Below are 20,879 nucleotides of genomic sequence, written 5' to 3' on the forward strand. Positions count from 1 at the left end.
GATTTATTTCTCTCTATTAAGCGGTGCGATACCAGCCCATTAATTTGACGTAAGCATTGGTGATATTAATTGAATTCCCAGAGCCAAGGGTTTCTGTTGAACCACTAACATTATGTGAATGCGTACCAATATTTACCGTGTGTGCGTGTTCACCGTCGTCACTTGTATAAGTAAGTGGCCTATGTGAATCATTATCAGACCCAACTATATAGTCTTGGTATGAAGCACCTGGGCCTGCCATGCCAGACCTATGATTATGTCTGCCCTGGGTATCTGTTTGTCGAGAGCCGAGATCTACTTCATTAGCAGTGCCGCTGACAGATAACGCTATATTTGGCAGGTTTTCCTTACTGATGATTATTTGATCCGCCCCTCCGGACTCAAGCAAATCACTCCCATCAGGTTTCGATAACCTGATGGTTTTATTCTCACCAAGGTATACCCACGTAGTACCTGGAAAAAGTTCGTTAGGGTTTTTATTTTGAGCAAACCAAGCAACCATGCCGACAGGATGACTAAAATTAATTATTGGTTTTGATAATGCTTTAATCAGTGATTGTAAAACCTTGCTCGTATCACCATCATCCAACACATCATCACCGGAGTTAATGGAAATGAAATCACCTAATACGGATGACATCACGGAAGATTGCCGCCATACCTTGTTAAGTTCTTCACTTTTTGCGACACCTGCGGTAAATCCCGCCCCTACAGCGGGTAGTGATTCATATTCATTCTGTGATAACACGTTCGCATATTCACCGATGGCAAACGGTTTAAATTCATTCTTCGCCATTTATCCCTCCACAACTTCATAATTTACGGCGATCCCCATCGGTTTAATCGAGAGATACCCCTGCCGAATAATTTCTTTCGTGATTGCCGGTATTACGGCCCCTCGAGCTGTGATCGTCATGCTCATGTCGAGATTGTCCGAAAAAGTGATCGTGATACCGCCTTTCGGATAAATAGCCGCCAGAACGGCGGGCAGCGTTTCTACAGTACCGTCCCAGTTGTTGGCGCCGATTTTTGCACGCAGTACCGTTCGATAGGTGTCGTCATCCATATCGATATACTCGTCGCCGTAGTCGTAGCGTCCCTTCCATGTCCCCAGGTCGAAACCCAGAACGGGATCATCGAACGAAAAATAATGGTTCACTGCCGGTGCACGTATGCGACGCCCGCGCCCTACCCACAGGCCGATTACATCGAGCTGAGCGCCAATGGCACTATCAAGGTCAAACGCCGGCACGATGCCGCGCGTGCTGTCCTGTTGACGTACGAACGCCTCAGTGACTGCATTGACGGTGGCGAAGTAGTTGGGGAATTGACAGTGATAAGCGGTTATTAATACGGTGTATTTGTTGGTCATCATGCCACCGTGATAATTGCGATATTCTCCGGCGAACAGGTCGCAGACTCGTTAAACAGGATCGGAATGTTGGCCTCGCTCATCGTGACTGCATCTTTTCCAATGCTCACCGTCATCAGGTCATAGGTTTTCCCGCTGGCGGCATTTCCCAGCGTGGCGGGAACATAAAGCCGGGAAAAATAAACGGTGTCACCGATATAGAGCGTGTTGATGTAGTCGGACACGGCTTTTTTTATGTCTTCGCCAATGTCGCTGGTGTAGCCAGGAAGCACCTTAATTTTGATAGCCGCGTAAATCGGGACTTTGGTCGGCCGGAAAAAATGGATCGGCTTGTCTGTGTCGTAGGCATCCTTGACGATCACCGTCGTGGTGCCGAACGTCGGCGCGCCTGGTGATTTTTTTATCGCGATGATGCGGGCGATCTCTTCTGCATCGCCGCCGTCTACCACCATCGAAACCGCATGCGCCGGCACGCCGTTGATGTCGGTTTCCGAAGTGTCGTTGTCGTAGCCCTTATAGCGCGTCACGCCGGTGATATTGCCAATGGCACCTATCAGCCCCTCCATGACAGTTCGGGACGGTAGCGCGACGCTGAGCGCCTGCCGCTGTCGCAGTTCGGCGTCAGTTTCAACCGGTTTGCCGGCGGTGGCTGCTTCAGGGTTCGTGACGGATTGCCAGCCGCGCGTCGGTGTAGCGATTTGCGAAACATCACCGGGCAGCGCAGTAATGGCGCCTGCCTTCTTCGCCGTCGCGGTTACCACTGCCTAGCCGTGAATATCGAGCTCCACCTCTGCTGGCAAATCCCAGAGGTTCCCGGCGCTGTCGCGCACTGAGGCATTGCGGATAACCATCCCGACCTGGCCGACCAGCCGCACGTCAACCGTGGAATTCGACGGGGCCTTGCGGCTGATACCGTTGATTTTGACGTTACTCGCCAACCCAGCGCCGGTGCCGGTCGCCGGGCTAAACGCATTCCAGGTGGCGATCGCCGCATTGTTGCCGCCGTGCATCGCGTAGGCGATCAGCGACAACAGCACGCCGTCTTTGCTGTCTGGATCGATGTAGATGTCATCGCCATAGATGCCGCGAAAAATCGTCTGCCAGCCGGTGAGGATGGTCTGGAATTCAGGCGCGCTCATCCCTGCCGCCGTTATTTTTGGCAGCATCGAATCGATAATGTCTTCATACATAGGTGGTTACCGAGGTTTGGCCGAAGGCAGTGTTTAAAGTGGCGGTGATCAGAAGGTCGCGCGTATCGACATCGCGCTGGCTCTGGTACTCGACGATCTCGGTCACGTTCGGCGTGCCGAGGATGCGCTCGCGGATCACGATGTCATAGAGGCCCGACGTGTATTTGCCGAGTATCTGCGTCCAGTCGGTGCCGGCGGTTGTATCGAGGAACCACTCACCCTTTCGCAGCTGCAGGCGGCTGATCACCGCCATGCCCACGGCCTCGGGAGTGTTAATGAAGAAATCCCCCTCGCCGCGCCCGACGCTGTAATCGCCATTCTTGTCTTCTTTCCGGTATCTCACTGCGGGCCTCCCGTCTGGCCGCCGCCAGTTTCTACACCACCGTGCTTGTGCGTCTGCAGGCTGATGCCCCCGGCGTTGACGTCGTTCGTCACGTTGACCGGCCCCAGCATTGTCGCCGTGCCGCCACCGTCTCCCATACCCTGCGACAGGTTGCCGTTAATCGTCACGTTGCCGTTGAGTACGATCTCGGGGGAGTTGATCTCCGTGCCGCCCTGCGCGCTGGCGGTCAGCTTGCCTGGCGTGGTGACGTTAACGGCATGGCTGCCTGGGTCGAGTTCGATAAATGCGGCGCCATCGTCGGTGCGCAGCTGCGCGGCGCTGGTGCTGATACCGCTGATTTTCTGGGCCTGCGACTGCGGGCCGACAATAGCGAAAGCGTCAGACAGGTTGTGCATACGTTCGGCGGCCGACTCCTGCACGCCACCGTTTTGCCACCAGAAATCGATGCTCCGGTCGGCAAACACAAGAAGGCACTCATCACCTGACTTGATCGGAAACGTGAGCGTAACGCCCCCGCCACGCGGGAAAATGACCGGCACATCTACCAGCAGCGGCAGGCTGGCAGAATTTCCGCCGCCGGCGCTTTCCGGCTCGTAACCTTTCACAGCCGGCAGGACAACGCAGGTAACCGTGTCCGCGTCAAAGGATTGAATGATGCCGGGGATCGACACGCGCATTCCCGCGTTGATGGCGTCGATCAACGCTTGGTCGGCCTGCTGCTTATCGCCGATTTGAGATGTGAGGGATACAGGCATAATTTTTCCAATAAAATCCATCAAAGCTGTTTGATATTTACTAATGTTCAGTGAAATTGTTGACAACAGCCACTTGCATTGGTCGCTAATGCGACCTATCATAAATATGACGATTCGGGATGGCCCGAATCAATCCTTATGAGGACCTCAGCATGACTAATAAAGAATTGAAGGCACTTCGCCAGTTGCTAGCACTTGAGTGTAGCGAAGCTGCCGAACATATCGGATTTGTATCTACAAGAAGCTGGCAGCGTTGGGAAGATGGTACGCGGTCAGTACCTGATGATGTAGCAAGAAATATGTTAGAATACGCCAGCTATCATAATTATTTAATTGAACAGCAACTCACTAAGTTTGAACGAACTGGGGAGCCTATCAATCTTCGATTCTATATGACGGTAGATGAATACGAAGAGGTAAACAAACAACGAGATGTCGTTATGTGGAAGATAACAAATGCTGTTGCAGCTCACTGCTTTGCTGTTCAGAAAGCAAATCTTATCTAATTTTATGGGATTTTCCACTTTAGTCTCAGAAGGCCTCACTCCGTGAGGTCTTACTTACACTCGGCTATACCTCAAAAAAATCTGCTTATTACTTCTTTTGAATATAATCATATTTCACTTATTGGAGAACACGTCCATGCTGGTCTGGAGTAGTTGAGCGTTCAGAAAGCGCTTCGTGCCATCTCGCCTCAAGTACTATAGTGCGCTGATAATCACCACAACGCACATCCGCAGAAAATGCTCAAGTAGGGATGGTTATCCATGTTCTAATCTTATGAAAAAATGCAAAAAACATTAACATTTAAGATATTTTATACATTCATCCAAAGGAACTTTATTAAAGCGATAAAACTTGCAAGAACCCCAAATCCAAAAAGCACACCACCTGCACATGCCAGCACGCCAGAGATTATGGCACCACCATCCGTTTTCGCTTCGCTATTAACCACAGTAAATATAACAGCAAACAAACCGCCCCAAAACAAAGAGGCTATAATCCAATGCTCGACACTCAGAACAAAGACTATAGTTAAAGCGTTTTCTACCCAATGAATTTCGCCACCGCTAGTATTCATAATCCCTCATAAATTATATCAATTACGATTCTCGTACACATTTTCTCGTTTTAGCATCACCTCTGGGTCTATTGTCAGCATCCAGAGGCTGCACCACTTGCCGAATTTCATTGTTGTCCTTTGGAAAAATGGTTGTGTAATGATTATGCATTCCACCATTCTCGCCCCAAACATCAAAAGAAATCACATATGAATCGCCTAAGTCACCGTAAGAATACTCGTCAAACTGCGCATTTTCTGTCAACTCATCATCAAGAATGACTGCAACCTTTGTTAAAGGTCCGTTGACATAGGCAGTAAAAGTGTCAGCACCACAAGTAAATACAGATGACCTTTTCGCCATTGCTCCAGAAGAAATTAAAAGAAGTGCACATACGGCAAATTTATAAAACTTCATTAAAATCGTCCTTGCTAGTTTATTTTTTTGCAGTCATACGTCGCATACTGACGCGGCGCATCCATACTAGCCTGAAGCAGCTGAACGTTAAGAAAACGCTTCGTGCCGCCCCGCTTCACGTACTCCATGCCTAACCATTTTCCCGGCTGGTTCGTTGCAACACGCCATTCGTACTTGACGTTGTCATAGTCTTCTTTTTGCCCAAGGAAGGTGAATTTCTGCGTTTCCGGTCTGACACCGTTAATGTGCATGAATCCATCATTGCTGGCCGTTAGAGTGTAATCACCACAGCGTACATCAGCAAAACCGGATGACGCATACAAGGAACCGAAGACTAACAGCATCAGGTACTTTTTCATCGGTTTTTTCTACTGTCCTTTTAGCAAAGTAGAGCTCGATTGCAAATCTGCCGAGCCGCGCGCGAAGCACATCAGATCCATGTACCACGCCTGGCCCCGTGTGTCGCCAGTATAGTCGATCGCTTTCACGATATACACGCCGTCCGTCGCAATGCTGGCGGGCTGCTGCAGGGAACCGGCGACAACTCGATTTCCATTCTGGTCGGTTTCGCTGATGCGGCCGCCAGATTGGGCGATCTCACTGTCGGATAGTGCTGTTCGATAAACTGATGCCTGGTCGAGTTGGATCAGGCCATTAATGCGAATATTCGGGTTGATGAGGCAGCGCACATTAACGCCGGCGCCCATCGTCTGCTGAGGCATGCCGATCAGCCCTGTTTCGCTGTTCAGCACGATAGCCTCGTGAATGTATTTGTTCTCGTTGACCATCTGCAGCTTGCCGTCGATTAGCTGCCAGGTGGCCTTACACATGCCGGCAACGGAGTCCATGACATCGCGCGCGGATTGGAACAGCGCCAGACCTCGAGGAAAAACCGTATCGGGAAAAGTTCCGGTGATCCCCTGGGTGATGCCGTAGGCGTTGAAGCCTTTCAGGGCGGCATTGTACACGTCAGCCACGGTATAGCCGGCGGCGAGCGTCGTGTTCACCGTCGCATAGAGAAACGCCTCATGATCGCCCACGGCCTGAATCAGCACCCAGGAATCTATCGGGTTGTCTTTGCCGGTGATCGTGAAGCGCAGATCTCCCTCAAAAATTAGGCCAAAGTTCTGGCCGTCCCGCTGGCCTGATTTTGCCGGGTCCACCGGCCGCGCTACGCCGACCTGAGTGGCTTCTGCATCTGGGGCTATCCCATCATAGCCGGCAATCATGCGGACTTTAGAAAACTCGCTGCCCAGAATCCGGTTTTGGGTATCCGGCGAAAGGTTGTAAATTTTGACGTTGGCGACGCGCGGCCACCGCGTATCGGCCCACTCAATGCGGAAAGTGACTTTAAAATCTGACAGGCTGATGCCGCTGCCCTGCTGGTCCAGCAGCTGCAGCTCAAAATGCCGCATCCAGTTCTGACTCATGCCCTACTCCTGCACAAAATAAAGATTGCTGCCGATCCCGAGGTTGGTTTTCGTCGGTAGCTCTGGTTCGTTGTTGTCGACCATGACGATCAGCGCACCGGTAAACCCCAGGTGCGCATGCTGCGCTAGCAGGTTGGCGCCAGGCACCAGCGGCACACTATTCACCAGCGCGCCGCCTGCGCTGTCCATGAGGTCGAGCAACCAGCCGGCCTCATCGCGCCAGGTCAGCCGCATATTCATCTGCTGGCCGCCCAGCGCGATCCCGAATTGCTGATTGTCCGGCGTCAGCGGAATTTCCTGAATGTTCACCCGAAACCTCCCAGCACTCCCAGCGCGCCGCGCTGCGCCTGGGAGAGCAAACTTTCGTTGACCGGCTTGGCCGATTTCGTGCCGGAGTTCTGCACCGCCGACGTGCTGACGCCGTCGGCCATGTTGGCTTTGTCCGCAACCGAAACGCTCTGCGTGCGGGAAATGATGACGTTGCGCAGCGTCAGGACACACATCAGCACGTTTTCGCTGGTGCGATCGGTCGTGACATCCAGCGAGCGGATCAGCATGTTCTGGTACTGTCGCTTGCCGGTGGTTACGTCGAACGGCAAGCGGCTTTCCTGCAGCGCGAGCAACTGCTTATAAACTTCCCGCGGGCCGCTGCTGAGCGTCCGCCCGCTGTTGATGTCGATAAACTGGGTTGTGTCGACGCCATCCAGCAGCGAGCCACCGCCGGCGAATCCCAGCTCCATCGTCACCTCTGGCGGACGTTTGTAGGCGTGGTCGCTGACAGGCGCGCCATCCTCGATCGGGTGCTCGGTGATCTCCAGCGTGTCGCTGTGTTTTTCCGAAATAGCCACGCTCGGGATGATGCCGCCGATCTTCCGGGTCTGTTGCGAAAACAGGACGGAGAGAATATCCATTATTGCGGCCTCGCATAGAGTTGCTGGGTCAGGCGGGAGTTCACGCCAGTTTGACGATCGGCGACTTCCATCCCAGCGCGCGCAGGATCATTAACGCCGTGGATATTGATCACCGTCTGCTGATTCAGGCTATTCCCGCCGGCGCCTGGCATGTTGCTGAGCACTCTCGGTATGTAGTTGCGCGTCTCCGCCGGCATCAGCCCCATGCCGTGCTTCTGAACGTTGCCGATCCCCCAGTTATAGGACGCCAGCGTTTTTTCCAGATCGCCGCCGTTCATGCGGAGCAGCATTCCCAGATAACGCGCCGCGGCCGCCGCCGACTTGGACGGGTCGAAGACGTCATCACCGCGCAGCCCCATGTCCCGGGCGGTGCCCGGCATGAACTGGAACAAGCCTTTCGCGCCGGCACCGGAAACAGCAAACTGATTGCCGCCAGATTCGGTTAGCGCAACGCTGCGCAGCAGGCCCGCCGGCAGGTTGTACATTGCCTCGAGCTGCGTCAGTTTGGGCTGCAGCCAGCCCAACAGCGCCGCCCCTGCTTTTGTCGCCTGCGGCCGGCGTACCGACTGGCCGTATTGCGTAGATTCACCACGGCGCCACGGCAGCAGTTTGCGCCCCCATTCGTCGACCGTGTCACTGCCCGGGAGCTGGTTCAGGAAATTGGCGACGGGATTGTTGGTCAGCCAGGAGTATTTCCCCTCGAGTGGTTTAACGACAGCCTCTTCGACCGCAAGCAAGCCGCCGATCACGCCGACTTTGCCCAAGCCGCCCATCGCTTTTGACAGGCCACCGACGCTTTTAGTCACGGAGCCGATCGCACTGACCATTTTCGCCGCCCAGGTAACAGCCACGAAACCGGCCAATATTTCCAGCGCAGTTTTCCAGCCGCCGACGGCGTCTTTCAGTTCGAGCAGCTTGTCACGCAGCCAGATCATCGCGTTCTTGGCCTGGGTGATAGCCGGTTCCCACTTCGCCCAATCGATGAGGCTTTTTCCGCCTTCTTTCCAGGTGCGGTAATCGTCCCACAGCAGGCCGATACCCACGATAAGCGCAGTGATCATCCCAATCGGCGACATCAGGAAAGCGCTATTCAACAGCCGCCAGGCAACCAGCAGCGCGCCGAAAATCCCGATCAGTTTGCGCGATTCGGTATCGAGGTTTTTCCACCAAGTGATCACCTGATCGATAGCCTGATAGCCACGGTAAAGCATCCGCCCGAAAACCTCGGCTAACCAGAGAACACCCCGAACAGTTTTGGTGATGAATCCCTCTATCTTCGGGAAATTGTCCATAATGCGCCGGCGCAGAGTATCCAGTGAACCACTCAGGCCGCCGGCCAGATCTGAGCCTATTTTGTCTTTTGCCATGCCAAGCAACGCGGTCAGGCTGCGCATGGAGGTCATGAATTTATTGGACTGCTGCGCCGCGCGGTCGGCGTTCAGGCCGGTGGCTTTCAGCATGCTCTGGTAATCGGCAGTAAAACCGTTAATGCCGCGGCGCATGGCGAGGAGCGTGTTTTCGTCGATCCCCAGCATCTGCGCATACTGATTCGCTCGGTAATACGGCATACTGCGCAGCTTATCGCCAACACCGGTAAAAATGGCGGCGGCATCGCGCATCTGACCGTTCGCACCGCGCGTCTGCACGCCCAGGCGGTTCAGGAAACCTTCGGCGCCCGGGTTGTTACGGATGAATCTCGCGAGGCTCTCCAGCGAGCCCTGCGCAGCGGCCGCGTCTGCGCCCATCTGCGAGGCGGCATATCCCAACGCGCGGATGCCCGCCACTGAGGCGCCGGTGCGCTGCGATGCAAAATAGACTTTATCCAGGCCATTGGCGATCTGCGTGGTGAAGCCGACGATCGTCAGCGCAGCCCCTTCTACTGCTGCCCCCATTTTGAGCACGTTCGCCGTGACGCCGGCGACAACAGCCGAGAATTTTCGCTCGCCGGTGGAGTCGATCTCGAAGCCCAGAGAAATCAAAAAATCCTTGATGGTTTCAGCGTTCATTGATCCTCTCTCCACCTGGCGATCCGTGCTTCGTTATCCGCTTTCATGTCCAGGTAATCATTCATCAGCGCGACGTCGAACAAATCGAGGCGTCCATCCTTGAGCGCCTCAAAGCTGCACATGCCGGCATCCACCGGGCGTAACAGGTAATCCTCTCCGCCCGGCAGGACGTCCAGCGTCAGGCCGGCGGCTGGTCTTTCGTCTCGCTGTCGGGGAGTGCGGGCAAAAAATTTCCCAACGAGTCCCCGACCACGCGCGCGACGATTTGCAGCATGTCCATCATGTCGATGTCATCGAACATCAGTTGACCGCTGGTAAAGATCGACGTGTAGACGGTGCCATTCTGGCGTGACACCACCGCCAGGCAGGGATGAATAATCGCGTTGCTGTCATCGTCGCTCACGTCCGCCAGCGTTTGTGCGATCACCGGTAGCGCCACTTTGAGCGCATCCTCAATCGAAATCTGCCCGGTTTTCAGCTGGCGCAACACCTTAATTTCCCCCAGCAGGCCGGACAGCAGCGGCAGCAGCTTCCGGGAAACTTTCAACTGCTCGAAAACATTCAGTTTGGCCGCGCGGTATTTTTGGCCCTTAATTTCAAATTCCATGCATTACCCCTTAAAACGTGCCGAGCAGTTGGTCGATCTTGATGCAGTCGAACACCCAAGCGACGGTGTTACCGTCTTTGGCGTTCTGCCAATCCGGCAATTTCTTGAACGCGACGCCGCGCGCCGTGGTCACGTCGTTACTGGATTTGTTGCGGATCACGATGACGTTGTTGCCCCAGGTCGCAGATGACAGCGACTGCGCGTTATACATCACCGACAGCTTGGCGTTCGTCGGGCTGGTTTTGAGTAGGTTGACGGTGATCGTGCCCGATTTATCGGCGTGCAGGCTGTGCATCCCCTCGCCATCGGCGCCGGTCACCATCGTGTTTTTATCGCCACCCATTGCAACGACAATCCCCTCGTCGGAAGTCGCTGCACCGTTGCCGAGGTCAATCGAACCGCCCACGCCGGTGATATTGGCGGACACATCCAAAAAGCTATAAGTTGACATTCACCAGCTCCTTAGCGGTTAACGTTGATGATGACGTCGCCGAAGTGCACGGCGCCGGCCAGTTTGATCGCCACCTGCATCACCGGGGCTTTGCGGGCTTCGCGCTCCGCTTGCGCCTGCTGTGCAATCGGGGGGGAATAGACGTAATACCCCTTAGTCAGCGTGTCGCCGGTATTCAGCGCGCCGAAATTGTCGCCACCCCACACGCCAGGCGCAATCAGGCCGTTTTCAGCGCCCTGCGCCAGTGATGCTTCGACGTTGGTCAGCAGATCGGTAATGCCCTCATCGGTCTGAGGAACCTTTGTCGAGCTGGTATAGAGGCGGTTGTAGTAGTTGGTCTGAACGTAGTTCTGTAGCCAGTCCAGGCCGTGGCGCTCGTCAAAGAAATCAGCGTTACACATCACGCCTTCTTGCAGGATTGCCGTGTCGTTGTCGTAATTGACGAACACGTTGCAGTTTTTCTGCTGCAGGGTCAGCGCCTGGGTTTGTGTCAGCGTTTCAGCGACGATCCCCGGCTCTTGCTTAAATTTGATGGTGATCGTGGTGCGCCAGCCGGCGAAATTGACCGTAAAGGCACGGCCCAGAATCGACACCGCGGCGTAAGGGCTCTGGCTGGAATACTGGACACAGGTTGTACCGAACGCCGCGGCTTTCAGCCGGCTGGCAATGTCGGTGTTGTTGTCTGCATCGAGCACGGCGGTATTTTGCGTGGTGTGGGCGTAAATGCGGGAAACATCATCGGATTGGATCAGGCCGGCAACTGCAAGCACGTCATCATCAGAAATCGTCTCGGCGATATACAGGCCATACCATTTCGACGACAGGTCGATAAATTTCGCGACGCATTCAGTGATGGTTTCCGCCGGCTGGCGCGCGATAATTTTCGCGCCGGTGTCTTCAAGAATGCCCATCAGCGCGGAAATATCGGTTCCCGTGGCGTTTGGCGTAGCAAAGCCGACTGCGGACGCCTCGCCGGTGGTTTTTGAGCTCACGACAAACCGCGCATTGTTCGCATCCCAGACGACACTCGCCGCAGTCAGCTTTTCAGCCACACGCGCGGCGACGCCGTTCAGGTTGGTCTCTGCCGACAGGTCAACGCCGGATACCGTTTTGACCGTTCCATCGACGCTGATTTTCATCGCGCCATCGGTCACGGTTGTGAAATTGGTCATCGCCTGCTGCGCAGTATTCAGGATTGCCCCGCGCAACGCGGCGGCAGTGTCCACTTTCACCCAACGGCCAACGTACAGATCGATCGGCTGCGGACGCTGCCAGTAGTAAACCTGAGCGGCTAACGCCTCAGGCGCCTGGATGCCGAAGTCAGATTGCACGCCGGTAATGCCGGAATAAGCGCGCATCCGCTCGCTGGCGTCAATCACCGGCGATGCCCCGATAATCAGCAACGAACCAAAGTTTCGAGCCTGCGCCGCGCGCAAGGCCATATTAATCGCAACGCCGACGACGTTACGAACAGGTAACCCCTGCTGAGCCATAATTATTCTCCGAAGAATTTTACCGTTGCCTCTGCGATCGGCTTGATGCCGTATTCGCGAACAACTTTGCGACGCAGGCGCACGGTGATGTCATACCGGCGCACCCACTGGTTATTGATGAGTTCAGGGAAAGGAATGATGTCGCCAATAGATCCCAGCGACAGGCCGACGGCGATCAACTGATCGTTGTTTTGTGACAGCGTCAAGCCATCACGGAAAGTTGTCGCGATACGCTGGCTGTGCGGCCCGTAGAACGATGCCAGGCATTCGGTCACCTCGTGGCGCCACAGTTCCGCACTGTCGTCGCTCTGCAGCGTAAACGCTGGATTATCATCACCGATAAAGCCGGAGATCCCCACGGCCGACCAATCCACATCAGGCGGCATCAATGGTGGCTGCGTGGGTGTCCAGCGTGGTCGCACGTTGCCTGGCGGCAGCCCGGTTATACCGAGCACCCAACGATTTAGCGCACGTTCGAGCGCCTCATCGTAATCAGGGCCGGGCGAAATTGGCGTCAGGTAACCGGCCTGCGTGCTGGTGTTATTGCTCAACGGGGATCCCTCCATCGAACGGCAGCAGCTCACAATGCGCCTGAACGAATCCCGCGCCGTAGGCTGTGTAAGGGTCGACAAAGGTCACACGGTAATCACGGTTCTGATAGGTCACGATGTCCGCATCACGCGCCGTCTGCCCGGCGGTGAGCCGCTCAGTGGTCACAATCAGGATTGCACCGGTGACCACCTGCCCCGCGATCATGCGCCGCGCTTCGAGCGACCGATCGACGGTAACCACTCCGGCAAACGGCATTTTTACCGGGGCGTTGATGGCGAAACCGTCATCGTCGACGGTCTGCTGGTTGCGGGTGACAATCAGGGAGGTGTCGCAAAAATCGGGATCGAAAAGCACGTCTGTAACGTCAAGAGTTGGCATTTTTATCCCTCACGATGTAGGTCATCGCGCGCCGGTATTGCCCTTCATCGATCAGGGGGCGAGCGTTGGCATTGTCCGGCGCGTTGCCGGCGGCCCGGCTCTGCAATTCTTTAGCCGCACTTTTGCGCCCGCGGCGCGCCCGGGCTTTTAGCGTTGCTGGCGACAGCGGCGTAAAATCGGCGCTGGTCATGTAGCTTTTAACCGCCTGGCTCGCGATCGTGCCGGCCGACTCCAGCGCCGCAGTAGCAGCGCCGGTGCGACCATCAAACACCGCTTGCGCCGCGGCCTTCATTTTGGCGGTTGTCTCGGCATGCACCGATTTCACTCCGGGTTGAAGGTGCGGGCGCGGCGGGATGTTCTTCGCTGGCGATCCGTACTCGTTGATGTAGCCGATCTGTGCGTTGCCTATCCCGGGCTTTTCACCGTCTTCCGGTTGCCGGTCGGATGCCGCCTCAGGAATGCCGACCAGCACGTCGCGGCGCGCGATTTCATTCAGCGCAGAAAAAACGGCCTGCGACCGGTCGGCCCGCACCTTCAACCCACTTTTCATAGCTGCCGCCCTCCCATGCCGAACATCTGGATCAGCTGCCAGAATTCGGCGCCATAGCGGGTGTTGTTCCAGAAGCCCGCGTCCGGGTTCATCGTGGCGCTGCTGTCATAGCTCACGCTGACTTTGTCGACCGATTTCGACGACACAACGCCGCTATTCGCCCCGCCACCACCACCGATCGCCGCCGCCCGGTTATCCGCCGCCTGTAGCGCCATGTAATGCGCGACAAAAAGCTCGGCCAGGTACGGGAATACCTCGCCGAAATTGTTTTCATCGAGCAGTTGGTCAGCTAGATTTAAGCGGAATTGAATTTGAGCGTTGGGAAAGGTGACGGCGTTGCCGAACTGCGGGAAATCTTCGCGGAATTTATCGACGGTCGGCAGATGGTTATTTTTTGCCACCTTTCGCGCCCTCAGTCAGCGCCGCCGCCAGCTGCTTCTGCAGGTCGGCGATCGTGTCATCGCATTTGCCGATAGTGGCGACGTGCTCGGCGATGATCTGATCGCGTTCGTCACGTTCCGTCGTCAGGTCGGCTACTTTACTTTTTTCCTCCGCCAGCTGCTTCTGCAGGTCGGCGATCTGCGCCAGCGCCTCCGCTGGCGCGCCGGCATTGTCAGTGTTGCCGCCGTCGATAACTTCCGCATGCTCCAGGGTGAACCAGTTCTCGGCTACCTCTGGCGCCACCAAATGCAGGCCAGCGGAGAATTTTTCCACCTCATAATTCGGGTGCGTGAAAGTGAACGGCGTATGCACGCGGATTTTTACCAGTGATTGCTTCATGTGCTTTTCCTATAAGCCCCTTGCGGGGCTGTATTTAGATACCGTCGACGTATGCCAGGGTTTCGCGATATGGAGACTCCACCGCGCCCAGACGGCCGTAGTAGGTGGTCAGTTGGTACATCCCGCGATACTGGATCGGGACGTTCTGCAGCGGAACCATTGGGAAACGCACAAACTTTTTGCTGTTGGTGTAGGCCACCATGCGATCCTTGCCGCCCGCACCGGCGCCTTTAAGCCATTTCACCGCACGAATATTCAGCGGGACGCCGTTCTGGTGGTAGGCGATGGTGTTGGTCTGCAGGTAGGTCAGCAGCGACTGGTTGCCGGCGGACGAAACGATGATGCTCGACAGCAGCGCGAATTGCTCAGGCGGCAGCAACAGATCACGCGGAACGATCGTATAGCCGGAGTTGGCCCAGGCGGCCGACAGTACGGAGTTGATCGATTGACGAATTTCGTCAGCAGTTGAGGCCGTCCATACTTTCGGGGCGTTGGTGGTCAGCACGCCGTTGTAGTTCACCAGGCCTTTCACGCCGATAAGCGTATCGCCACGATAAACCTGCTCGTCGGTGTCCATGTTCCACTTCAGCTGCATGCCTTCGAATTTCTGGGCATCAACCGGGCGGCCGACCTGCTGCGCGGCAGCCAGTTCGACAACAGTCCAACCAAGCTCCATGCCCCACAGGGTCAGCGGGAAACCGGTTTTGTTGATGTCGAGGTTAACGGTCGCAATCTCGGTAGAGTTCTTGCCGATCCAGTTTTTGCCGTTCGGGTTTGGCGTGCCGGATGCCGCAAGTTCGGTGTTGGTAAAGCTGGAAATGTCGTCAGCGATCGACACGTCCTCGCGCAGCTCAATATCACGGCTCCACGTATAGCCCACCAGCGGCATATTCAGTTCTTGGTCGAGCCGTTCCAGCTCGCCGATCAGAAATGCGCCAGTGCTGTCTACGGTCGCCTGGTCAAAGGTATGAAGTGACATAATCAGCGATTTCCTTAAATGTTGTATTCGATTTCGACGTTGCCAGCGGCATCACCGGGGCCGGTGAAAAATGCGGTCGGCAGGACGACGGTTTCATCAGCCACGGCTGCGGCCACTGGCGCGCCAAGCGGGCTTGTCGCGCTCGGGTTGGCGATGCGGATATTCACTGGCGCGCGCGGTGTGATGCCGGACGCGTCAACGCCGACATTCACGGTCATGTAGCCGCGGCGCAGGCGGTCGCCGGTGAGGTTTTTATCGGTGCCCACCTGGCGGACCAGATCAGGCGTCGAGGTGGTTGGGTACGGGCGAATGTAGAAGCCCAAGATCACGCCGACGGCGTCGCCGGCTTCCAGCGGCACGAAATAGCCGCCTACGTCTTTACCCGCCAGGCCGTAAGCGCCGAACGCTTTGGCGTTATTCAGCGCGACAGGCTCTGCAGTGAGGTGATGAGGGCGTGAAACAGCCCCGGCGATGCCCGCAGGCATCCGGTACGTGTAAGCAGTCATCGGCTTTTACCTTATTTTTTCCAGTATTCGGCGAAGGCTTTGTTCAGCGCTGCCGGTGAGTTGCGGTTTTGATGGTCGAAGGTGCGCAGTTGGGCTGCGGGCTGGTTGGCGCGCTTGGCGATTTCACTGGCCGCGGTAAATGCGGCATCCAGCGACGCTTTCGGCATGGATTTAAAATCTGGCTTGTCGCCGACCAACGGGACAAGGATCTGTGCGCCTTTTTGCGTGCGGAATGCAGCATCGAGCACTTCGCGTTTAAAGGTCGCCAGCTTTCCACCCTCAGGCAGTTTGATCCCCGGAACCAGCAATTCAGCCCTGGCGATCACCGCCTGCTGATAGCCGGCGTCGGTGGTCGCCTTTTTCTTTTCCTCTTCGTCGTCATCGTCGCCGGGTTCGCCATCGTTCGTGCCGCCGCCTTCCAATTTATCCAGGCGCGCGAGAATGGCTTGCGCCCAGGCTGGCACGTCCTCCTCGCCATCTTTAGTAATACCCGGGCCGCCGCCCATCTCCGGATCCTTATCCGGGAGTGGGTATTGCGGGCTGATGTTGATGTTGATGGCCTTCGGCAAATCGCCCCCGCCCTCGCCATCATCGGTGGTGAGTTCGGCCGGCGCATTACTCATGGCCTCTTCGATCGCCGCGTTGTCTTTGGTTTTCAGCGCGCGGCGCAGCGAATCAAACCACGTTTTTTTAGTTGCCATTGTTCTGCTATCTCCAATTGAACAACGGATTCCCGCGCGGCCGGCAGGAACCAGCGCGACATGATTGCCGACAATGTCGTATTGCTCGGCTTTTCCCGGGGCCGTCTGCCGATATTCGGCGTCGTACCCGCAGGAGATTTGATCCACACCCTGATAAATCGCCTGGATGGCCTCGCTGCTTTTCACAACGAGATCCGCCAGCAACAAATCCGACTGTTCGCCGGCGCCGCGGCGGATATTGGTCGCGTGGCCGTGGGCGTTTTCCCGCCAGTTCGACGGGTTGACCATTTGCTCAGGGTGTAAAACGGTGAACGTCATCCCCTCGAATGAGGCGATCGTCTCTGGGCGGAAAACTTCTTCGGGGGAGCGATAAACGGAAATTTCGCCATCGCTGTCAGGCTCGATCTCGTCGAGTTCTGCGGCGTTGTAGACCTGCCAGCCAACCCGCGCGATCGGTACGGCTTCGCACAATAGGGAGCCGTCGGCTAACTCGTAACGGGTGTTACCGAGCCGGGTATTAAAGAAATATTTCATGAGTAACCTGCTGAATTGTAGGCATAAAAAAGGCCGCCTTAGCGACCTTTTTTATGGATGGTTCAAACGCTTTTACTCAATCTCTCTTTTAACTCAATGGCATACTTTAACCTGTCTTCCGCTGAACTATACGCAGATCTAGCGTCACGTATTCTTCTGTCATCTTTATCTGGATTATTACCTCTTCCGCCCCAATCAGGATGAGTAACACGCTCTAAGGTAGCTTTACATCTTTCCATTTCACGACGAGCACCATCTACATCAGAGCGGTAGGCAATTTCCTCATCATATTTCTTTAGTGCTTCAGTTGGATTATCTAAAAAATCCAATAAGTCTTGTTTTTTTGCTCTACGCAAAGCTGGAGGCGGAAGATTGAATATAATCCATTCATCCTTTCCAATAGGTCGGTACCGCCAATAATGTGTCCACCCAACGATATTGTCTCTAGTGTGATAAAACTCAAACCCATTTTTGCTCTGAATATTTCTCATTTTTTTAACCCTCTAGAGAAAATGATGAGAAATCTAACATAATCTAATTAATATTGCTGTTTAAGACCAATTCATTGCGTGGGTAAAACTACCTCACAGTAACAGCGGCAATTAGGCAGCGCGCCGGCGTGGCCGGTCATGCCGTCAAGCGTCGACGGGTCACCCCAGCGGACGAATTTGCCTTCCATTTTGGCGTGAGAGTGCCTGACGTCGCCGTCGTGTGCCGTTCGCCAGATGTAACTCTCGGAGCCAATAGCGGTCGCCCGGGCTTGCGTCAGCGCCTGCGTGGCGCGGCCTATTTCCGTCCTGGCGATCAGCTTCGCGCGTGACCAGGCAACATCGCCGCTTCGGAAAATTTCAGCGGCAAAATCTTTGCTGCGCTCGCCACTGATCATCGCCTCAATGGCTCGGGCGTGGATCCTGCTCACCCGATCAGCCGCATGCAGCGGCAGCGATTTCATCAGTTTGATGTTTTCCTCAACGATATTTCGCGCCACCTGGCCTGCTGAGGTGCTCTCCATCTGAACACGCAACCCAGCAGAAATTTCCTGCGAGATCTGGCGCCACTGCGTCGCCTCTCGGCGCGCGACGGCATCAAACATTTTCAGGGCAACAGATTCCGCCCAGGGGGCGATCAGTTCGGAGTAACGGGTCAGGCGGGTGTTGATGAGGATGACGGAATTATCGGAACCATCGTAAGACGTCGAGACGATGTCCCCGACCACCTGCGCTATCTTTCGTAGCTGCGTTGCGTACTGGCGCTGTAGCCCCTTCGGCGTCTGGGTCGAGATCGTTGCCCTCGAACGCCGGCGGGTCGATGTCCTGCGCATTTTCGATGTCCTCGTCGGTGATGGTTGAACCAACGCCGGTGATCCGTGACGATTCCTTCAACTGCTGCGCGCCGGCTTTTGGCGTCATCAGCCCGGCGTCGACGGCTTTCACCACCGCATCAACCGTGTTCACGGCCACGCTTGCGCGATCGGGTTCACTCATCTGCCACAGCGGATTAAATTCGAAGGAAAAATCGTCGGGAAGCGGCCTGCTGAACAGCGACATGTGCAGCACCTGCATGACTTTATGCAGCGGGCGGCGCAGCCGGCGCTCCTGCTGTGTGCTGACGTTGTCGTAGTAGTTGGAGAGGTCAGTTTCACCGGTCGAGAATCCGGCCGGTGACTGGCCGAACAGGCGCACCAGTGGAATTCCTACCGCGCCAGCGACCTGCTGGCCGAACTGCGCCAGAACGTCGGACAGGCCGGCGAACGTGTAGCTGTGGGTCGCGAATTCGTCCTCCGCATCCATGACCGTCATCCCTTCGATACTTTGGTACTGACGGATCATGTCCATGTGGGCCATCAGCCCTTTGTAGGCAGCGGTGTTCTGCCCCATACCCAGCACAGAACGCAGGCCTTTTATCGAGTAGGTTCGCAGGTGCGCTTTGTAGACCAGCTGCGCGGCGCCGGTGGTGGCGCTATCGAATGCCATCAGACGATCGAAGATTCTCTCAACCACCGATTGCCCCCAATCGTTCTCGGTCAGCATCTGCTGGTAAGGCAGCGTGACGCCGTCGAAACGAATGATCCGGCTGTAGTGGATTTTCCACGGGGGGATCCCAGTGGCCGTCGTCACCACCTGATAAAATTTTGGTGTGCCGAAATCCGGCCCCATTTCGGTGACGCGGTCTTGCGTGGTCGGGGTAACCATCCAACGATCGAGGACCATCACGCCGCGGAACGCGCCCGGCCCCACAGTTTCCACACGCAGCGGCGAACTCATGTCCTGCCCGTCGATCATGATGACGCCGATCGCGCCGCCATAGAGCCGGCCCCACTTAATCGTGTCGTTCAACCTGTCCCAGAGCGCCAACTCCTCCCAGGCGTTATCCAGTTTTGATTTTTCTTCAGGCTTCAGGCCGCCAGTGATCGTGATGCCCTTGCGGGTCATGTCGTCGGCAACGGCATCCACGGCCACGCCCACCAGCCAGGAGCTGCGATAGGCGTTCTCGATCTGCAGGCGATTGCGGCTGGTCCAGTTCGGCTGATAGGTGCCGTCGCTGCTCATATTGGGCGTGCGAAGCCCCAGGCGCGCCGTGAAGTTCTGGTAACTGTCCCGGAACCACGCGCGCACCCCGTCTTTTTTTTGGCTCATGCGTCTTGTCTACCCAATTGCGCCCAGGTGCCGAGGCCGTCGGAGCTGGTGATATAACCGTCCAGCGAGTAGCGCACCGCATCCCAGCAGTGGTTGTGTTTGTCGAGGACGATCGGTAACACCTCACCCGTGAGGCGGTCTGTTTTGTAGGAATAAAGCCGGGCCTCGTCGATCATGTGCTTGCAGCGCTCATGGATGACGATTTCTTCGAAGCCGCGGAGGTAGGTGATCCCGTCCTCAACGCTGCCGGCCCATTTCGTGGCGCCGTCGATGTTGAAGCCTTGCCGCGCCATGTAGCTGATCGTTTCGGGGCGGCTACAGTCGCCATGTATCGGCCACTTGCGAGCCTCGGGGATCGAATCGTAAAACTGCGGCATTTCGTCCAGCTCAACGCCGACGCCGTAGGCCTCGTATTCGATGTAGAGTTTTCGCCCGATGATGAAGCAGCGGATCAGCGTGGAAGGGTCTTGCGAGAAGCCGAAGTCGGCGCCATAGAAAAGCCGGTCAGCCTGCAGATAAAGATCGTCAGGAAATGCCTCAACGCGATATTTCCCGGAGAAAATAACCGCCTCGCTGAGCGCCTTCGGCAGCCCTAACCAGATGTGCTCATAGGCTTCATAGTCAACGCGCTTGCAATACTCCATTTCCTGCCGGAGTACGTCCGGGAAAAACGGGTTATCGGGATAATTGACCTGGCGAATGATGACGCCGCCGTCCGGTGGATCGACTTCGTGGCGCTTCATCAGGGTGTAGGTCGGGTCGGTGGCTTCCCGCGGGTTGTACGAAACCCAGACCTCGGAATTATTGGCGCGCACCGTCGGGCCGAGAACGTCCCAGCTATCCTGGGAAACGGTCTGCGCTTCCTCCACCCAACAAATTTTGATACCAAACATCGACTTGATGGATTGCAGGTTGGTGCGCAGCCCTTTGAACGTGAATCGGGTGCCGTTGCGCCCTGTTATCTCGTTATTTTTTACGCTGTAGAAATGGTTGAGGCCCAGGGCATAGATTTCTGCCTCCAGCAGCGCCAGCACAGAATCGCTGATTGAGTTCTGGAACTCGCGGGCGCAGAGAATGATCATCGGATCGATAGCGCCGAGGATAACCAGCGCGCGCGCAATCTCTACCGATTTACCACCGCCTCGGCCGCCGTAGGTCCAGCGCCAGCGCACGGAACCGATCGGGGTGTCGTACAGGACATCTGTCGCCCAGTCACTGCTGAATGCG

Annotated in this window: 28 protein-coding genes and 1 pseudogene; 1 reads left to right on the top strand and 28 read right to left on the bottom strand. The window is 55.9% G+C overall.

Features of this window, described 5'->3' with window-relative positions; genetic code table 11:
• Positions 1–16 precede the first annotated feature (16 nt).
• From ACP39K_RS11495 to ACP39K_RS11515, 5 genes and pseudogenes are all read right to left on the bottom strand, one after another.
• A complete protein-coding gene (locus tag ACP39K_RS11495) occupies positions 17–796 on the bottom strand; it encodes a phage baseplate protein (RefSeq protein WP_072270281.1) in 780 nt (259 codons plus the stop codon).
• Positions 797–1,375, bottom strand: a complete 579-nt coding sequence (locus tag ACP39K_RS11500) for a DUF2612 domain-containing protein (protein WP_497008496.1) — start codon at positions 1,373–1,375, stop codon at positions 797–799.
• Positions 1,372–2,562, bottom strand: a pseudogene (locus ACP39K_RS11505) (baseplate J/gp47 family protein). The gene ACP39K_RS11500 and the pseudogene ACP39K_RS11505 overlap by 4 nt, the downstream one beginning before the upstream one ends.
• A complete protein-coding gene (locus tag ACP39K_RS11510) occupies positions 2,555–2,905 on the bottom strand; it encodes a contractile injection system sheath initiator (RefSeq protein WP_497008497.1) in 351 nt (116 codons plus the stop codon). The pseudogene ACP39K_RS11505 and the gene ACP39K_RS11510 overlap by 8 nt, the downstream one beginning before the upstream one ends.
• Positions 2,902–3,660: a Gp138 family membrane-puncturing spike protein gene (locus ACP39K_RS11515; RefSeq protein ID WP_497008574.1), complete on the bottom strand. Its 759-nt coding sequence runs from the start codon at positions 3,658–3,660 to the stop codon at positions 2,902–2,904. Before ACP39K_RS11515 ends, ACP39K_RS11510 begins: the two co-directional genes overlap by 4 nt.
• A gap of 152 nt (positions 3,661–3,812) precedes the next feature.
• Here ACP39K_RS11515 and ACP39K_RS11520 point away from each other — a divergent pair, with 152 nt between their 5' ends.
• Positions 3,813–4,166: an Aca2/YdiL-like domain-containing protein gene (locus ACP39K_RS11520; RefSeq protein ID WP_497008498.1), complete on the top strand. Its 354-nt coding sequence runs from the start codon at positions 3,813–3,815 to the stop codon at positions 4,164–4,166.
• Between the two features lie 311 nt (positions 4,167–4,477).
• On the opposite strand, the gene ACP39K_RS11525 is transcribed toward ACP39K_RS11520, so the two are convergent.
• The 23 genes from ACP39K_RS11525 to ACP39K_RS11635 form a co-directional block, all read right to left on the bottom strand.
• On the bottom strand, positions 4,478–4,741 hold the full coding sequence (locus ACP39K_RS11525; RefSeq protein WP_497008499.1) for a hypothetical protein: 264 nt from the start codon (positions 4,739–4,741) through the stop codon (positions 4,478–4,480).
• 22 nt (positions 4,742–4,763) lie between these two features.
• Positions 4,764–5,138: a hypothetical protein gene (locus ACP39K_RS11530; protein ID WP_497008500.1), complete on the bottom strand. Its 375-nt coding sequence runs from the start codon at positions 5,136–5,138 to the stop codon at positions 4,764–4,766.
• Positions 5,139–5,152: 14 nt separating this feature from the next.
• Entirely contained in the window at positions 5,153–5,497 is a 345-nt protein-coding gene (locus ACP39K_RS11535; RefSeq protein WP_497008501.1) for a hypothetical protein, read from the bottom strand.
• 9 nt (positions 5,498–5,506) lie between these two features.
• Complete coding sequence (locus ACP39K_RS11540) at positions 5,507–6,568, bottom strand: hypothetical protein (protein WP_497008502.1); 1,062 nt, start codon at positions 6,566–6,568, stop codon at positions 5,507–5,509.
• A gap of 3 nt (positions 6,569–6,571) precedes the next feature.
• Positions 6,572–6,877 carry a phage baseplate plug family protein gene (locus ACP39K_RS11545; RefSeq protein WP_497008503.1) on the bottom strand — a complete coding sequence of 102 codons (306 nt, stop codon included), beginning with the start codon at positions 6,875–6,877 and terminating at the stop codon, positions 6,572–6,574.
• Positions 6,874–7,479 carry a phage baseplate protein gene (locus tag ACP39K_RS11550; RefSeq protein WP_015377524.1) on the bottom strand — a complete coding sequence of 202 codons (606 nt, stop codon included), beginning with the start codon at positions 7,477–7,479 and terminating at the stop codon, positions 6,874–6,876. The genes ACP39K_RS11545 and ACP39K_RS11550 overlap by 4 nt, the downstream gene beginning before the upstream one ends.
• Entirely contained in the window at positions 7,479–9,485 is a 2,007-nt protein-coding gene (locus ACP39K_RS11555) for a transglycosylase SLT domain-containing protein (protein WP_443021930.1), read from the bottom strand. Before ACP39K_RS11555 ends, ACP39K_RS11550 begins: the two co-directional genes overlap by 1 nt.
• Positions 9,482–9,607, bottom strand: coding sequence for a DUF6889 family protein (locus ACP39K_RS11560; protein WP_015377522.1), 126 nt, complete (start codon positions 9,605–9,607; stop codon positions 9,482–9,484). Before ACP39K_RS11560 ends, ACP39K_RS11555 begins: the two co-directional genes overlap by 4 nt.
• A 56-nt stretch (positions 9,608–9,663) precedes the next feature.
• Positions 9,664–10,092: a phage tail assembly chaperone gene (locus tag ACP39K_RS11565; protein WP_060424623.1), complete on the bottom strand. Its 429-nt coding sequence runs from the start codon at positions 10,090–10,092 to the stop codon at positions 9,664–9,666.
• Positions 10,093–10,102: 10 nt separating this feature from the next.
• Positions 10,103–10,543, bottom strand: coding sequence for a phage structural protein (locus tag ACP39K_RS11570; RefSeq protein ID WP_015377520.1), 441 nt, complete (start codon positions 10,541–10,543; stop codon positions 10,103–10,105).
• A gap of 11 nt (positions 10,544–10,554) precedes the next feature.
• Positions 10,555–12,036: a DUF3383 domain-containing protein gene (locus ACP39K_RS11575; RefSeq protein ID WP_497008504.1), complete on the bottom strand. Its 1,482-nt coding sequence runs from the start codon at positions 12,034–12,036 to the stop codon at positions 10,555–10,557.
• Positions 12,037–12,038: 2 nt separating this feature from the next.
• On the bottom strand, positions 12,039–12,587 hold the full coding sequence (locus ACP39K_RS11580) for a phage neck terminator protein (protein WP_421131157.1): 549 nt from the start codon (positions 12,585–12,587) through the stop codon (positions 12,039–12,041).
• Positions 12,577–12,966, bottom strand: coding sequence for a hypothetical protein (locus ACP39K_RS11585; protein ID WP_060437625.1), 390 nt, complete (start codon positions 12,964–12,966; stop codon positions 12,577–12,579). Before ACP39K_RS11585 ends, ACP39K_RS11580 begins: the two co-directional genes overlap by 11 nt.
• Positions 12,953–13,516 carry a hypothetical protein gene (locus tag ACP39K_RS11590; protein ID WP_497008505.1) on the bottom strand — a complete coding sequence of 188 codons (564 nt, stop codon included), beginning with the start codon at positions 13,514–13,516 and terminating at the stop codon, positions 12,953–12,955. Before ACP39K_RS11590 ends, ACP39K_RS11585 begins: the two co-directional genes overlap by 14 nt.
• Positions 13,513–13,917: a DUF4054 domain-containing protein gene (locus ACP39K_RS11595; protein ID WP_060424636.1), complete on the bottom strand. Its 405-nt coding sequence runs from the start codon at positions 13,915–13,917 to the stop codon at positions 13,513–13,515. Before ACP39K_RS11595 ends, ACP39K_RS11590 begins: the two co-directional genes overlap by 4 nt.
• Positions 13,904–14,296, bottom strand: a complete 393-nt coding sequence (locus ACP39K_RS11600; RefSeq protein ID WP_497008506.1) for an STY1053 family phage-associated protein — start codon at positions 14,294–14,296, stop codon at positions 13,904–13,906. Before ACP39K_RS11600 ends, ACP39K_RS11595 begins: the two co-directional genes overlap by 14 nt.
• A gap of 34 nt (positions 14,297–14,330) precedes the next feature.
• A complete protein-coding gene (locus ACP39K_RS11605; RefSeq protein ID WP_497008507.1) occupies positions 14,331–15,275 on the bottom strand; it encodes a DUF2184 domain-containing protein in 945 nt (314 codons plus the stop codon).
• A gap of 14 nt (positions 15,276–15,289) precedes the next feature.
• Positions 15,290–15,781, bottom strand: a complete 492-nt coding sequence (locus tag ACP39K_RS11610) for a structural cement protein Gp24 (protein WP_060437628.1) — start codon at positions 15,779–15,781, stop codon at positions 15,290–15,292.
• A gap of 11 nt (positions 15,782–15,792) precedes the next feature.
• The gene (locus ACP39K_RS11615) at positions 15,793–17,016 is read right to left on the bottom strand and encodes a DUF2213 domain-containing protein (RefSeq protein ID WP_060443300.1); all 1,224 of its coding nucleotides are present in this window, start codon (positions 17,014–17,016) and stop codon (positions 15,793–15,795) included.
• 62 nt (positions 17,017–17,078) lie between these two features.
• On the bottom strand, positions 17,079–17,507 hold the full coding sequence (locus ACP39K_RS11620) for a hypothetical protein (protein ID WP_414945924.1): 429 nt from the start codon (positions 17,505–17,507) through the stop codon (positions 17,079–17,081).
• Positions 17,508–17,578: 71 nt separating this feature from the next.
• A complete protein-coding gene (locus ACP39K_RS11625) occupies positions 17,579–18,232 on the bottom strand; it encodes a phage head morphogenesis protein (protein ID WP_497008508.1) in 654 nt (217 codons plus the stop codon).
• The gene (locus ACP39K_RS11630; RefSeq protein WP_497008509.1) at positions 18,189–19,652 is read right to left on the bottom strand and encodes a DUF1073 domain-containing protein; all 1,464 of its coding nucleotides are present in this window, start codon (positions 19,650–19,652) and stop codon (positions 18,189–18,191) included. The genes ACP39K_RS11625 and ACP39K_RS11630 overlap by 44 nt, the downstream gene beginning before the upstream one ends.
• Complete coding sequence (locus tag ACP39K_RS11635; protein ID WP_497008575.1) at positions 19,649–20,824, bottom strand: PBSX family phage terminase large subunit; 1,176 nt, start codon at positions 20,822–20,824, stop codon at positions 19,649–19,651. The genes ACP39K_RS11630 and ACP39K_RS11635 overlap by 4 nt, the downstream gene beginning before the upstream one ends.
• Between the last annotated feature and the right edge of the window lie 55 nt (positions 20,825–20,879).

It is taken from the genome of Serratia sp. EC4, from assembly GCF_059652115.1.